11 protein-coding genes are annotated in these 13,876 nt (G+C 72.8%); 3 read left to right on the top strand and 8 right to left on the bottom strand.

Features of this window, described 5'->3' with window-relative positions; translation table 11 throughout:
- Positions 1-28: 28 nt before the first annotated feature.
- The 5 genes from ACWGR4_RS07705 to ACWGR4_RS07685 are packed head-to-tail and all read right to left on the bottom strand — an operon-like array spanning position 29 to position 6,771.
- Complete coding sequence (locus ACWGR4_RS07705; RefSeq protein WP_380001770.1) at positions 29-796, bottom strand: SDR family NAD(P)-dependent oxidoreductase; 768 nt, start codon at positions 794-796, stop codon at positions 29-31.
- Positions 793-1,899 carry an ATP-NAD kinase family protein gene (locus ACWGR4_RS07700; RefSeq protein ID WP_380001768.1) on the bottom strand — a complete coding sequence of 369 codons (1,107 nt, stop codon included), beginning with the start codon at positions 1,897-1,899 and terminating at the stop codon, positions 793-795. The genes ACWGR4_RS07705 and ACWGR4_RS07700 overlap by 4 nt, the downstream gene beginning before the upstream one ends.
- A complete protein-coding gene (gcvPB, locus tag ACWGR4_RS07695; RefSeq protein ID WP_078974001.1) occupies positions 1,896-3,452 on the bottom strand; it encodes an aminomethyl-transferring glycine dehydrogenase subunit GcvPB in 1,557 nt (518 codons plus the stop codon). Before gcvPB ends, ACWGR4_RS07700 begins: the two co-directional genes overlap by 4 nt.
- Complete coding sequence (gene gcvPA, locus ACWGR4_RS07690; RefSeq protein WP_380001766.1) at positions 3,452-4,786, bottom strand: aminomethyl-transferring glycine dehydrogenase subunit GcvPA; 1,335 nt, start codon at positions 4,784-4,786, stop codon at positions 3,452-3,454. The genes gcvPB and gcvPA overlap by 1 nt, the downstream gene beginning before the upstream one ends.
- Positions 4,783-6,771, bottom strand: a complete 1,989-nt coding sequence (locus ACWGR4_RS07685) for a beta-galactosidase (RefSeq protein ID WP_452128508.1) — start codon at positions 6,769-6,771, stop codon at positions 4,783-4,785. The genes gcvPA and ACWGR4_RS07685 overlap by 4 nt, the downstream gene beginning before the upstream one ends.
- 105 nt (positions 6,772-6,876) lie before the next feature.
- On the opposite strand from ACWGR4_RS07685, the gene ACWGR4_RS07680 reads away from it, so the two are divergent.
- Positions 6,877-7,533, top strand: a complete 657-nt coding sequence (locus ACWGR4_RS07680; RefSeq protein ID WP_126639895.1) for a GntR family transcriptional regulator — start codon at positions 6,877-6,879, stop codon at positions 7,531-7,533.
- Between the two features lie 267 nt (positions 7,534-7,800).
- On the opposite strand, the gene ACWGR4_RS07675 is transcribed toward ACWGR4_RS07680, so the two are convergent.
- Positions 7,801-8,733, bottom strand: coding sequence for a hypothetical protein (locus ACWGR4_RS07675; RefSeq protein WP_380001762.1), 933 nt, complete (start codon positions 8,731-8,733; stop codon positions 7,801-7,803).
- Positions 8,734-9,023: 290 nt separating this feature from the next.
- Between ACWGR4_RS07675 and ACWGR4_RS07670 the strand changes: the two genes are divergently transcribed.
- Both ACWGR4_RS07670 and ACWGR4_RS07665 read left to right on the top strand, forming a co-directional pair.
- Positions 9,024-9,326, top strand: coding sequence for a hypothetical protein (locus ACWGR4_RS07670; protein WP_452128509.1), 303 nt, complete (start codon positions 9,024-9,026; stop codon positions 9,324-9,326).
- On the top strand, positions 9,323-11,275 hold the full coding sequence (locus ACWGR4_RS07665; protein WP_452128510.1) for an outer membrane protein assembly factor BamB family protein: 1,953 nt from the start codon (positions 9,323-9,325) through the stop codon (positions 11,273-11,275). The genes ACWGR4_RS07670 and ACWGR4_RS07665 overlap by 4 nt, the downstream gene beginning before the upstream one ends.
- 229 nt (positions 11,276-11,504) lie before the next feature.
- On the opposite strand, the gene ACWGR4_RS07660 is transcribed toward ACWGR4_RS07665, so the two are convergent.
- Positions 11,505-12,497, bottom strand: a complete 993-nt coding sequence (locus tag ACWGR4_RS07660; protein ID WP_452128511.1) for a hypothetical protein — start codon at positions 12,495-12,497, stop codon at positions 11,505-11,507.
- 103 nt (positions 12,498-12,600) lie between these two features.
- Positions 12,601-13,635 (bottom strand): MsnO8 family LLM class oxidoreductase, encoded by a 1,035-nt coding sequence (locus ACWGR4_RS07655; protein WP_380001754.1) that lies wholly within the window; start codon positions 13,633-13,635, stop codon positions 12,601-12,603.
- Positions 13,636-13,876 lie beyond the last annotated feature (241 nt).

Raw genomic sequence — 13,876 nt, 5'->3', positions numbered from 1 at the left:
GCCGCCCTCGGGAGCGGCGGGGCCCGGACTAGGCGAGGCCGCCGCCGTCCACGACCAGGGCGGTACCGGTGATGTAGCTCGCCGCGTCGGAGGCGAGGAACAGGACCGCGCGGGCGATCTCGTCGGGCCGGCCGGCGCGGCCCATCGGGCGGTCGGCCGCGTCGGCCTCGAACGCCGCCCAGTCCTCGGACAGCTGCCGGGCCTCCTCGCGGAGCATCGGGGTGTCGGTGTCCCCGGGGTTGACCGAGTTGACCCGGATGCCCGCCGCGGCGTGGTCGATCGCCAGAGCGCGGGTCATGTTGACCACCGCGGCCTTGGACGCGCAGTAGGAGATCGCGTTGCCGCCGCCCTTGAGGCCCCAGCCGGAGCCGGTGTTGACGATCGAGCCGCCGTCGGTCATCGCGGGCACGGCGTGCTTGCACATCAGGAACACCGAGCGCACGTTGACCGCCATCACGCGGTCCCATTCGTCCACGGAGGTGCCGATCGCGTCGGCGCGCCGGATGATGCCCGCGTTGTTGAACAGCACGTGCAGCCCGCCGAAGGTCTCCACCGCCGCGGCGACCACGCCCACGCAGTCCGCCTCGGCCGAGACGTCGGCCTTGACCGCCACCGCCCGGCCGCCCTGCGCCGAGATCTCCTCGGCGACGCGGGTCGCGGCCGCGGCGTCGATGTCGGCGATCACCACGTCGGCGCCCTCCGCGCCGAACATCAGCGCGGTGGCGCGGCCGATGCCCGAGCCGCCGCCGGTGACGATGGCGACCTTGCCGTGCAGGGATCCAGTCATCCCGTTCATCCGACGCTCTCCTCACTAGCAGGAACAATTCGATAGGGCACACTCTCGCGGTAGCCCGTGACCACCCGGACATAGCCCCCGAGTCGGGCGTCGGTGGCCGGGTCCCCGGTGTCGGCCAAAAGCGGCCGGCCGCCGAGCGCGGCGAGCTTCTCCCGCGTTGCCAGCACGGTCAGTTCGTGCACCCGGGCCAGGACCCGGGGGCTGATCTGCTGGTTGCCCCGGCCGAGCACGAAGCCCTGGCCGCCGATCACCGACACCACCGCGGCCACCTCGTGCCCGTCCACCAGGTCGAGCAGGGCCCGCTCGCTCACGTCGATCCCGATCGGCACGCCGTCGGCGATCACGTCCACCCCGAGCAGGGTGCCCTCGCTGCCCAGGGCCCGGCCCACCGCGCGTGTGGTGCTGCCGGGGCCCAGGATGTAGCGCACGCCGGGCCGCATCCGGGCGACCACCTCGCGGGCGATGCCCTCGACCGTGGCCGGCGCCGCGGTGGTGGAGCCGGTCTTGCGGCCGGAGAGCCGGACCCGGGCGGTCGGCACGGTGAGTGTGCCGTACAGCCGGGGGCTGACCCGGCCCTCGCGGTAGGCCTGCTCGTCCAGGTCCACCACCTCGGCCTCGGTGGTGTTCCCGGCGAACTCGGCGGCGGCCAGGCCCGCCGCCGCCGGACCGACCGCGAAGCAGCCGGAGTAGACCTTGACCCCGGCCGGGATGCCGAGCACGGGCCCGCCCGGCTCGGCGTCGAGCACGTCCCGGGCGGTGCCGTCGCCGCCCGCGAACAGCAGTACGTCCACCGCCGCGAGCGCGCGGACCGCCGCCCGGGTGTCGCCGGCCGAGGACGGCTCACCCGGGGCGAAGGCGGCGAGTTCGGGCTCGGCGCCGCCCGCCCGCGCGGCCGCCTCCCCCATCGCGCCCGGCACGGTGACCACCGTGGCGTCCGGGCGGGCGGCGAGCAGCGCGCGCACCGCCGCCGCCGCGCGCTCGCCCGCCCGGGCGGTGGCGCCGCGGGCCAGCGCCTCGCGCTGTACCTCGGTGCCGTCGCTGCCCTTGAGCCCGGCCGCGCCGCCGAGGCCGGCGACCGGGTTCACGATCAGGCCGATTCTCACGACAGGTGCTTACGGACGTACGCCCGCCAGGTCGGCGCCCACTGCTCCGGGTCGTCCAGGCACGTCGGGTCGATCTTGTGCACGGTCTGGTTGTAGGGCGCGCCCTTGACGAACTCCGGGTCGGTACGCGCCTCCTCGGCGACGTGCGCGAGGATCGCGGCGTACTCGTCCAGGTCCTCCTTGGAGTACGACTCGGTGGGCTCCAGGGTGAACGGCTCGGGCACCAGGTACGGGTGGTGGCTGGTCCAGTAGTGCACGCCGAAGTCGGCCGCGCGCACCCCGATGTCCTCCGAGTGCACGCCGGTCTCCTCGTAGAGCTCCTCCCACGAGTAGCGCACCTGCTCCAGCCGGCGCCTGCCCCACGGCGCGGAGGCGCCGCGGATCTGCAGGATCTTGTGCTGGAGGTAGTTGTTGTTCAGCACCGCCGTCTCGGCGACCTGCCGCAGACCCTCGGCGCCCAGCGCCATGATCCACGCGTAGGCGCGCACCACGTTCTGGGTGACCCCCAGGTAGGGCCGGACCTTGCCGATCGACTGCGGCCGGTCGGCGTCGAGGAAGTAGCGCTCGCCGTCGAACTCGACGGTGGGGCCGGGCAGGAACGGCACCAGCTTCTCCGCCACACCGCTGGCGCCGGCGGCCGGGCCGCCGCACATGTGCGGGGTGGAGAAGGTCTTGTGCAGGTTGAAGTGGCACAGGTCGAACCCGGCCTCGGCGGCCCGGGTGATGCCCAGGATGCCGTTCGCGTTGGCCTGGTCGTAGCAGGCCAACCCGCCTACGCCGTGCACGAGTTCGACGAACTCGGCGATCCGCGGGTTGTAGATCCCGGTGTCCTCCGGGTTGGTGATCATCAGCGCTGCGGTGCGCGGACCGACCGCCGCACGCAGTGCCTCGATGTCCGGGTGGCCGTCGGCGTCCGGCATCAGGGTGATCACCTCGTACCCGGCGAGCTTGGCGCAGGCCGCGTTCGAGGGGTGCGAGAACATCGTGGTGATCACCTGGTCGCGCTGCTCGCCCTCGCCCCGGGAGGCGTGGTAGGCGCGGATCATCGCGATGTTGGTGTAGATGGCCGCCGAGCCGGAGTTGGGCTGGAGGCTGACCCGGTGCAGCCCGGAGATCTCCGCGAGCATGCGCTCCATGCGCCAGTAGATCTCCAGCACGCCCTGCACGCTGTCCTCGGGCTGGGCCGGGTGCAGTTCGGCGATCCGGGTGTCGCTGACGAAGCGGTCGTTGACCTTGGGGCTGTACTTCATCGTGCAGGTGCCCTGGCCGACGGCGATGTTGACATCGACGCCCAGCGTCTCCTGGGACAGCCGTACGTAGTGGCGCAGCACGTGCAGCTGGGACATCTCCGGCAGCGCGGGCGGTGCCTGGCGGCGCACCGCGGCCGGCAGCTCGACGGCGGGCACGCCCGCCTCGGGCACCCCGATGCCGCGCCGGCCGGGGCTGGACAGCTCGAAGATGATCGGCTCGTCCCAGCGCGCCTGGTGGAACCGGCGCAGCGGCGGCTTGGCCTCGATCGGCAACTTCGCGAAGGATTCTCCGACGGCACCCATCAGCCCTGCACCTCTCGTACCGCTCGCACCAGCGTGTCGATGTCGTCCTTGGAGTGTCGCTCGGTCACGCAGACCAGCAGCGTGCCGGCGTCCAGCCGCACACCGGCGAAGATGTCGTGCGCGCGCAGCGCGGTGAGCAGCGCGTCGGCGTCGGCCACCTCGACGGCGAACTCGCGGAAGTGCACACCCTCGGGGTGCAGCACCCGCACGCCGGGTACGGCGCCGAGTTCGTCCATCGCGTAGCGGGTCCGGGCCAGGACCGTCTCGCCCAGCTCGCGCATGCCCTCCGGGCCCATCAGGGCCAGGTAGACGCCGGCGGTGATGCCCCACAGGGAGGCGGCGGTGCCGACCCATTCCTTGCCCTCCTCGCGCAGCGCGAAGGAGGTGCGGTCGTAGAAGACGTCGCCGAAGCCGTATTCGCCGGGCACCGCGGTGGGCGCGATGCCGAACAGACGGGAGGGGAACTCGGCGACCAGGCGCGGTTCGTCCCGGGTGGCGATGTAGCCGGCGTGGCCGCCGCCGTAGCTCTGGTGCATGCCGAGCGACTGGATGTCGCCGCAGACGATGTCCGCGCCGAGCGTGGCGGGCGGGGCGAGTACGCCGAGCGCGATCGGGTCGGCGCTCACCACGAGCAACGCGCCCTGGGCGTGCGCGAGTTCGGCGATCTCGGCCATCCGGGTCTCGACCACACCGTACGCGTTGGGGTATTCCAGGTAGACCGCGGCGACGGTGTCGTCGACGGTGAACGCCGCGGCCTCGCCGGTCTCGGTGACCGGGATCATGGCGATCTCGATGTCGGGCGCGAGGAAGTCGTGCAGCTTGCTCAGCTTGTCCGCGCCGATCGCGGCGGTGACCAGGACGGTGGAGCGGCCGGTGTAGCGGGCGGCCATCCGCAGTGCGGTGCCGGACGCCTGGAAGCCGTCGTAGGTGGGGACGTTGACGACATCCATTTCCAGGAGTTCGGCCATCATGCTGACGTACTCGAAGATCGCCTGGAAGCGGCCGTGGTCCTCGTACGGCTCGCCCGCGTAGGCGGTGAGGAATTCGCCGCGCGTGTTGACCTCGTCGCACACGGCGGGCACGTGGTGCGGGTAGCAGCCGCCGCCCAGGAAGCTCAGCGCCTCGGTGGTGTCGGTGTTGCGTTCCAGCAACGCGCCCATGTGCCGGACCAGTTCGTGTTCCGACGTGATCGGCGCGGGCAGGTCGAGCGGGCGGTTCAGGCGCAGCGCGGCGGGGATGTCGGCGTAGAAGTCCTCGACGGACTCGACCCCGATGGCGGCCAGCATCTCGGCCCGTACGGCCGGCTCGGCATTGGGTATATAGGGGTGGGTCACTTCTCTCCCTCGTGAGCGGTGCGCAGCACCACGGCGTCCCTGGGTCCGATCTCGATCGAGCCGTGCAGGTCGCGCCCGGTCAGCAGGTCCGTGCCGGGGGCGCGCAGGGTCAGTGCCGCGGTGGTCGTGCCGTGGTTGAGCAGGAACAGGTAGTCGGCGTCGGGGCCGGTACGCAGCCCGGCCTCGACGCCGGGGGGCAGGTCGGCGACCGGGCGTACGCCGGCGCGGGTCAGCGCGTCGGTGAGTACGGGGGTGACGTCCTCCAGGGCGCAGCCGACGTAGGTGGCGCGGCCCAGGCGGGTGATCGCGGGTTGTCCGGCGAGGTCGCCGTCGGCGTATTCGGCGATGCCGGCGGCGCCTTCGGTACGGATCCATTCGGCCCAGCGGGTCGCGGTGCCCGTGGTGCCGTCGGCGTATCGCACGCTCTGCTCGACTCCGTCGGCCAGCGGCCAGAACTCGTCGACGCTCAGTCCGAGCAGCTCACGCAGCGGGCCGGGGGCGCCTCCGGGGTGGATCCGGTCGGCCGCGTCGACCACGCCGCTGAACGGGCCGACGACCAGTTCGCCGGGGTAGGCGCGCAGGTTGGCCGCGCTCTCCTCGGTGCACAGGTACAGGTTGGGCGCGATCACCAGGCGGTAGTCGGACAGGTCGCGGTCGGGCGGGGTCAGGTCGACGGTGATGCCGAGCGCGTGCAGCGGTTCGTACCAGGTGCGCATCAGCCGCAGCAGGGCGAGCCGCTTGGTGGGCATCGACTCGGGGGCCTCCAGGCCCCACCACGAGTCCCAGTCCAGGACCAGCGCGACGTCGGCGCGGCCGTGGGTGCCGGCGATCTCGGCGAGCTTGCCCAGATCGCCGCCCAAGCGCAGCGTGTCCTGCCATCCTCGGGTTTGGACACCGCCGTGCGGCAGGAGTGCGGAGTGGAACTTCTCGGGGCCGTAGTGGGCCTGGCGCCATTGGAAGAACATCACGCCGTCGGCGCCGTGGGCGAGCGCCTGGAGGCTGTCCAGGCGCATCTTGCCGGGCGGCTTGGGCACGTTGACCTCGCGCCAGCTCACCGCGCTGGGCGCCTGTTCGAGCAGCAGCCACGGGCGGCGCTTGAGCGAGCGCATCAGGTCGTAGCTGAGCGCGATGCCGGTGTGCGAGGTCGGGTCGGCGGGGTCGGGATAGGCGTCGTCGCTGACGAAGTCCTCGGCGGCGGCCCACTTCCAGTAGTCCAGGCCGTGCAGGATGCTCATGAAGTTGGTGGTCACCGGGATGTCGGGGGTGACCTCGCGCAGTACGGCCTTCTCCGCCTCGAAGCACTCCAGGAGCGCGTCGGAGCAGAACCGCCGCCAGTCGAGCACCTGGGCCGGGTTGATCGGTCCCGGTGCCACGCGCGGCGGGTTGATCTGGCCGAAGTCGGTGTAGTGCTGTCCCCAGCACGAGGTGCCCCACGCGGCGTTGAGGCCGTCGATGTCGGCGTAGCGGTCGGTCAGCCAGCGGCGGAAGTGCCGGGCCGACTCGTCGCAGAAGCACTCCAGCGTGTGGTCCGCGTACTCGTTGCCGATGTGCCACATCGCCAGCGCGGGGTGGTTCCCGTAACGCTCCGCCATCGCCCGGGCGAGCCGGACGGTGGCGGCGCGGAAGATCGGCGAGCTGGGACAGTAGCCCTGTCGCGAGCCGAATTCGAGCCGGGTGCCGTGTGCGTCGACCGGCATCGTCTCGGGGTGCTCGCGCACCAGCCAGGGCGGCGGGGTCGCGGTCGCGGTGGCCAGGTCGGCGGCGATGCCGTGCTCGTGCAGCAGGTCGAGCACCCGGTCCAACCAGCCGAAGTCGTACTCCCCCGGCCTGGGTTCCAGACGTGACCAGGAGAAGACCGCGACAGTCGCCATGTTCACGCCGGCCTCGACCATCAGCTTGGCGTCCTCGGCCCAGACCTCCTCCGGCCACTGCTCGGGGTTGTAGTCACCTCCGAACAGCAATCCCGGCACTCGCGTCAACCGCACGTTGATCTCCGTTCATGTATTCTGTATTCATAATTCAAGGTGGCTACGGTGTGACATGTCAAGCACCAGATATCGGCGACGATCGACACGAGGAGTAACCGACACATGGGTATCCAGCGGCGACCTCTGCGGGAGCAGATCCGCGAGGAGTTGCTTCTGCGCCTCGACAGGGGCGACTTCGCGGCGGGCAAGGACATCAACGAGGTGGTGCTCGCCGCCGAGTTGGGCGTGAGCCGCACCCCCCTGCGCGAAGCCCTGATCACCCTCGCCGGCGAAGGTGTCCTGGAGAGCAATCAGGGACGCGGCTTCCGGTTCGCGCCGGTCAGCAGCAAGGAGTTCCGCGAGCTGTGCGAGATCGTCGCGGGCCTGGAGTCACTCGCTCTGGAGCTCTCCGACCCCGATGAGCTCCGGGAGATGGCACCGGAGTTGCTGCGGCTGGCCCGGGGCTTCCCGGATCCGGTGGCGGAGCAGTCGGAGATCGAATGGCACGACGACGAGTGGCACGACCTGCTGCTCGGCCGGTGCCCGAACGAGCGGCTGCTCGATCTGGTGACCAGCGTGAAGGCGGGCATGCGCCGCTACACGCACCTGATCGCCGGCGAGGACACCCTCCTGGAGCGCGAGGCCGAGGAGCACTGCCGGATCGCCGAGCACCTGCGCGCCGGCGACGTCCCGGCGGCCACGGCGGCGCTGCGTGACAACTGGATCAGCGGGATGGAGCGCATGACGAGCCGGATCCCGGCGGCTCCGGGGACGGCCTGACCGACCCGGGTCCGACCCGGCGGGCCGCCTGCGGCCCGGTCGGGGCCGGGCTCCCGGGGGCGAGTCCGCGAAGGCCGGCCCCTCTGCACCGACGACGCCCGTCGCCGTCGGTCGCGTCGGCGTGTCCGGATGCGGCGGGAGTGCGCGGGCGTACGACGACGCCCCGGCGACGGCGGGCGTCGTCGGGGCGTACGGCGTGTTCGCAGCTCCCGGCGGATCGGACCCGTGGGCCCGGTCGGGAGATCGAGGTTGCGTGCTACCCCTGGATCACTTCTCCAGGTCGGGGCGCAGCCGCAGAGTCTGCGCCGCGGTCTCGTCCAACGTCTTGTCGTTCATCCCGTACACGACGCCCACGGTGTCCGCGTCGGCCCATACGCAGGTCGGCAGCGCCTTGCCGCCGGACTTGATGGTGGTGCAGCGCAACACGCCGCCCATCGAACCGGCGCCCATCTCGCGCACGGTCCCCAGGTCCGCCGACTTCTCGTCGGCGCCCTCCCGCATGCCGGCGATGATCTGATCCATCGTCGTCATCGGCGACTGGCGCGGCGCCGGGTTCGCCATCACCATGACCACCGCGCTCGGCGAACTCGCGCCCGACGCACCGTACGCGGCAACCTTGGAACCGGGCCTGGCCCCGTCCCGGAGCGACTTCTGCGCCGGATACGTGTCGTCGTCCATCCTGTTCAGCCCACCCGCCCTGTCGGGGGTGTCCACGGTGCGCTTGGGCGCCGAGGTCGTGCTCGGCGGGCGGGTGGTGGGCAGGTCCGGCGGCGCGGGCGCGGGCGAGGTGGGCCGCGTGGTCGGCGGGCCCGAGGTCCGGGACGACGAGGTGGGCTTCGCCACCGGGTCCTTGTCGTCGTCGGACGAGAACGCGCCGGTGGCGCCCAGCACCGCGACGGTACCCACGGCGAGCACGCCCACCACGGCTCCGACGATGATCGCGACCTTGCGCTTGGGCTGCCCGGGCGGCGGCGGGCCGCCGTATCCGGGCCCGTAGCCCCACTGGCCCGGGGGCGGCGGGGCGCCGTAGGGATGGGCGCCGGGCTGCCCGCCCGCGTACGGCGGGCCGGGCGGGCCGTAGGGGCCGCCGTACGGTTGACCGGGAGGCGGCGGTGCCCCGTACGGACCGGGCGGCGGACCATAGGGCCCGCCGGGGGGCTGCTGCGGCTGCTCGCCGCCCGGCGATTGCTGAAACGACACGGATCCACTTCCCCGTTACGACTTACGATGCGACGCCTACGGACGACGCCGGAACCACATCCTCTCCCACCGAGGCGTCGCCGCGACGGTGGGTCCGACGCCGGTCCGACGCCCGACCGACCCGGGCGGTTCCCTCGGTCGGGGCGGGTCCACCCTCGAACCGGCCCGGATTGTCGGCGGCGGGCGGCCGGGATCGGTACGGTAATCGACGCGATGTCGTGTCGGGGACGGATCGGCGCCGGCCGCGGCACGAGGTGAACAGGGAACGGGACACGGGGGGCACGATCGTCATGACGCAGTCATCGCCACCGCGGCGACAGGCCGCCGGACCGACGCCGACGCCGTGGGGCGCGCCGCCGGAACCCGTTCCGGCTCGCGGGCCGGCCGCGCCGCGCAAGGTCCTGGTGATCGTGGTGGGCGTACTCATCACCGCCGCCTCGGCCGCGGTGATCACCTTCCTCGTGTTGTGGCTGCACAACGTCGGCCAGTCGGTCGGACACGTGGACCGCCGCGACCTCAAGGACCTGCCGGGCCCGCACGAGGTCGGCCTCGGCGCCCCGGTGATACCCGGCACTTCGGGAGCCGCCGCGTGAGCACCCCGCAGAACCCGACCGATCCGCAGGACCCGTGGGACGAGCACCGCCGTGCCCGAGCGGCCTCGTCCGAACAACCGCCGTTCGCCCCGCCGCAGCCGACCCCGGCCGAACAGCCGCCGTTCGCGCCCCCGCAGCCGACACCATCCGACCCACCGCCGTTCGGGCCGCCCGGATCGCACACGTCGGGCCGCCCCGGCTTCGCGCCGCCCCCGGCCCAGGGGCAACCGCAGCCGCACGTCCCGCACCAGGGACAGGCGCAGCCGTACACCCCCGCCCAGGGACACGCGCAACCGCACGCCCCGGCCCAGGGGCAACCGCAGCCGCACGTCCCGCACCAGGCGCAGCCGCAACCGCACGCCCGCCCGGCGCCGTATCCCCATTCCTCCGGCGGCGGCGGCTTCGTCGCGAACCCCAACCTGCCGCTGTACGACACGCATCCCCCGGCCGGCCCGCACACCTACCCGCCGCCGCACGGCGGTCCCGGCGGCCCGGTCGGCCCGGGTGCACTGCCGCCCTACGGCCCCGGCGGCTCGACACCGACACCCCCGTCCTCCCCGATGCCGCTGCAACCGGCGCCCTCGGACCACCACTTCGTCTTCGGCCCGCCGCTCGACCCCAACCGGGTCCGGGCGCGGCGTGATCGCCCGGTCCTGCTCCGCAGCGCGCTCCTGGCCCTCGCCGTGTTGGCGGTGGCCGGCGTCGGCGCGGTCCGGCAGGCGGTCAAGGACGGCAACGACTACGCCAACTCCGGCGAACACGTCGCGGTCTCCTGGGCGTTGAAGGAGGGCCGGGACGGCCCCAAGCCCCCGGCGAGCGCGTCCAAGGACGCCCGTACCCTCGAAGGCACCTGGTTCCAGGGCGACACCGTGGTCCGTTCGGAGCGCGCCCGCGTGGTGGCGTACCGCGTCGACAGCGGGGCCACCGCCTGGGAGAAGCCGCTCCCGGGCGGCGCCTCGATGTGCGCCGCCGGCGCCGACACCGACGGGACGATCGCGGTGATCGTTTACGGCGTCGGCACCGCCTGCGACCGCGTCGCGGGCATCGACGTCACCTCCGGCACCGAGGTCTGGAGCAAACCGCGCACCGCCAAGGACACCCCGGCCCAGGAGCGGGTGGCCGTCTCACACGGCGTGGCGGTCAGCGGCGACACCGCGTTCCGGATCAGGGACGGCGCCCAGCTCTGGACCGCGAACACCGTGGCGGCCGGCTGCCGGGTCACCGGATTCCGCGGCGGCGCGGCCCTGGTCGCCAACGGACAGTGCGCCGGCGCCGACACGGTCTGGGCCCTGGATCCCACGACCGGCAAGCCGGCCTGGACACACACCCTGCCCAAGGGCGGCCCGCCCGGCGCCTCCCCGGTCGTGGCCACCTCGCCGGTGATCGTCAACGAGCCGACCGGCACCGGCGGCGCGATCCGGCCCACGGTGCTGACCGATCGCGGCGAACCGGCGTACCCGATCGAAACCGGCAATCCCCTGGTCGGCGACGCCCGCGGCACCGCCCCGCGCCTGCTCGCCGACGAGCGCACCATCTACGTCCCGGGCAACAACGGCCGGTCCGTGCACGCCTCGTCCTCCCCCGGCGCCAACCAGATCATCGCGATCGACCGGGCGAGCGGCCGGGTGCGCTGGATCTCCGAACTGCCCGCCGCGGTCAAGGTGGTCGGCCTGAGCGTGGACAGCAAGGCCGCCCCGATCGCGGTCGAGCCGGACGGCGCCCTGCGCGTATGGGTCAACGCCCGGGGCAGCAAACCGCCGCGCCTGGTCCGCTTCGACCCGAACGACGGCCACATCACCGTCCTCGACGAATACCCGCTGCGCCTGGGCGTCTCGCTCGCGGAGGCGATGCCCAAGCCCTTCGAGCACGACGGCCGCCTGTTCCTGGTCGACGAAACCACCACCGGCCTGGGCTACCGCCTGATCACCGGCGCCCGCAGGTCGTCCTGAAGCCGCCCGCGGTCGCGCCGGTCGACGGCCGACGCAACCGCGGGGGGCGTGTCTTCAATCCCCCGCCGAGCTCCACGACGCCCGACACCGCACCTCGCCGCCCCGGAGAAACAGGCGAATAGAAACCACTATGCACCTGCTTCTCCGGCACGCCGATGCACGGCATCCGCCCTTCGGGCTCCTCGCTGCGCTCACGCCGCGGAGCCCGACGGGAGATTGAAGACACGCCCTAGCGGGACGCGCCCTGGGTGAGGCTTCGGCTCTGCGGCGAGCGTGACCCCCACGGGCCGCTGCGCCAGGTGATGCCGTTCCAGCGGCCGAGGCGGCGGATCTCCCACACGCTCAGCGCGGTGATGATCAGCGATCCGCCCACGCCCACCGGGAGTTTGATGTTGTCCGGCACGATGTCCGAGCCGGCGAACAGCGGGTTGTCCGTCTTGATCAGCAGGTCGGTCAGGGTGAAGGTCCAGGCCAGCCACATCGCCATCAGCGCGGGCAACATCGGGTGGCCGTCGGCCGCCGAGAACAGGTGCTGGGCCACCTGCCAGATGGCCACCACGGCGAAGCCGAACACCCAGATGCCGACGACCATGGACACCCACGACAGGACCAGCTGCACCATCGTGCCGTCGGTGCGCAGCGTGTTGGTGTTGCTTCCGAGGCCCGCGCCCCTGCGGCAGCCCCAGGCCACCGCGACGCCGATCACCGGGACCACCAGGAACAGCCCGACCGAGCGGACCGGGTGGATCAACTGACGCATGGTCAGCGAACGCAGGTGCGGCCGGGCGAAGAGCACCAGGAGGCAGCCGATCAGCACGATGCCGATCATCCCGTACACCGGCAGCAGGACCATCCGGCGCACCATCGCCGACGCCACCTCGGCCACCACCTGCGCGCCCTGGATCCGGGTCGTGGTGGCCGACTCGCCGGAGCCCTGCTTGCGCTCCTGGTAGAGGCCGCGCAGGAACACCGCCAGCACGATCATCAGCCCGAGCCACGCGCGCACCCGGTTGAGGTTGCCCATCAGCCCGTCGGGCTTGCCGATCCGGTGCGCCGGCCGCAACATCCGGTGCGCGAGCACGCCCGGGACCACCACGGAGGCGATGTTGGCGATCCAGCGCCGCTCGATCTGCGCGGCGGTCTCCACCGGCGCGTGACCGGGCCCGGTCCCGGGTGTGTTCGGGTGTGGACGTATGTCCGGCTGCCGGCCGACATGGGCCATCGCTCGAAACCTCCCCGCAGAACGACCACTGGAGCCGCACCACGGTAGCAACGCCCGCCGGCTGCCGCCGGGGGTCCGGTACGAGCGGGGCCGATCCCCCGATTCAGCGCGTCGCGCCGGCGCCGATCCGGGGTGCGATGCCCGCGAGTTCGGCCAGGCGCCGGGCCGAGTCGGCGCGGCCGGCCCGGTCGTGGCTGCTCGTGGTGACCAGGAACTCGTCCGCGTCGGTGCGGGCGAACAGGGCCGCCAGATCCGCCGCGACGGTCTCCGCCGTACCGGCGATCCGGTCGCGCTGCGCGGCGTCCAGGTGTTCGCGCTCGCGTGCGGTGAGCGTCGCGGCGCGGATCTCCTCGGCCGGGATCAGCGGCGGGAAGGTGCCGCGGGTGCGCGAATAGGCCGCCGCCCACGCCTCGGGCAGCAGCAGGTCGTCGGCCGCCTCGGCGCTGTCCGCGACCGCGACCGTGCCGGCGAGCACCACGTAGGGTCGCGCGGACCAGGTGGACGGCCGGAACGTGGTCCGGTAACGGTCGATCGCGCGCAGCATGCGCTCCTCGCCGATCGCCGCGGCCACCACCAGCGGTACGCCCGCCGCTGCCGCGTGATCCGCGCCCGCCCCGGTGGCCAGCACGAACGGCGCCGGACGCAGCCCTTCGGCGGGGCGCGCGTGTACGCCCGGGTGTGCGTCCTGGGTGCCCAGGAAGTAGCCGAGCAGTTCGGCCAGCCGCTCCGGGAAGTCCTCCGCCGCGTCCTTGCCCCGCCCCAGCGCCGCGCGGATCCCGTCGGTGAAGCCCACGGAGCGCCCCAAACCCATGTCGATCCGCCCCGGGTACAGCGCCTCCAGCACCCCGAACTGCTCGGCGACCACGAGCGGTTGGTGGTTGGGCAACATCACCCCACCGGTGCCGACCCGGATCCGCTCGGTCGCCGCCGCCACGGCGGCGGCCAGCACGGTCGGCGCCGACCCGGCGACCCCCGGCACGCTGTGATGCTCCGCGACCCAGAAGCGGTGATACCCCAACCGCTCCACCTCCCGAGCGAACGCCACCGCGTGCCGCAGCGCCGAGGCGGGGTGCTCGCCGCGGAGCGTCAACGATCGATCGAGGACGGAGAACCGGACCTGCGGCGAAAACACGTTCACACGAGTGGCAACACATGGACACCCGAGGAATTCCCGACCGGCGGGCGGACATGCCCGATCAGCGATTCGGCGTGCGAATCCTCGTCGTTCCAGCCGGAAGCCGGGGGCTCCCGGCCCCTGGGACATCCCCGGGCCCCGGGGGGACGTGCGTCGGCGGACGCGATTCGCCCGGGGATGTCCCCTTCCACCCGGCGCGGGGGCGGCACGCCGCCGGGTGCCGGGACCGATGGCCTCTCCGGTC

This window comes from Embleya sp. NPDC055664, assembly GCF_053618075.1.
The sequence above is the reverse complement of the archived record's forward strand: the minus strand, read 5'-3'. Positions and strand labels throughout refer to the sequence as shown.

Bases quoted from the DNA above. Each gene is read 5' to 3' on its own strand.
- ACWGR4_RS07660 (WP_452128511.1), bottom strand. From the start codon at position 12,497: ATGGCCCATGTCGGCCGGCAGCCGGACATACGTCCACACCCGAACACA.
- ACWGR4_RS07705 (WP_380001770.1), bottom strand. From the start codon at position 796: ATGAACGGGATGACTGGATCCCTGCACGGCAAGGTCGCCATCGTCACC.
- ACWGR4_RS07680 (WP_126639895.1), top strand. From the start codon at position 6,877: ATGGGTATCCAGCGGCGACCTCTGCGGGAGCAGATCCGCGAGGAGTTG.
- ACWGR4_RS07670 (WP_452128509.1), top strand. From the start codon at position 9,024: ATGACGCAGTCATCGCCACCGCGGCGACAGGCCGCCGGACCGACGCCG.
- gcvPB (WP_078974001.1), bottom strand. From the start codon at position 3,452: ATGGGTGCCGTCGGAGAATCCTTCGCGAAGTTGCCGATCGAGGCCAAG.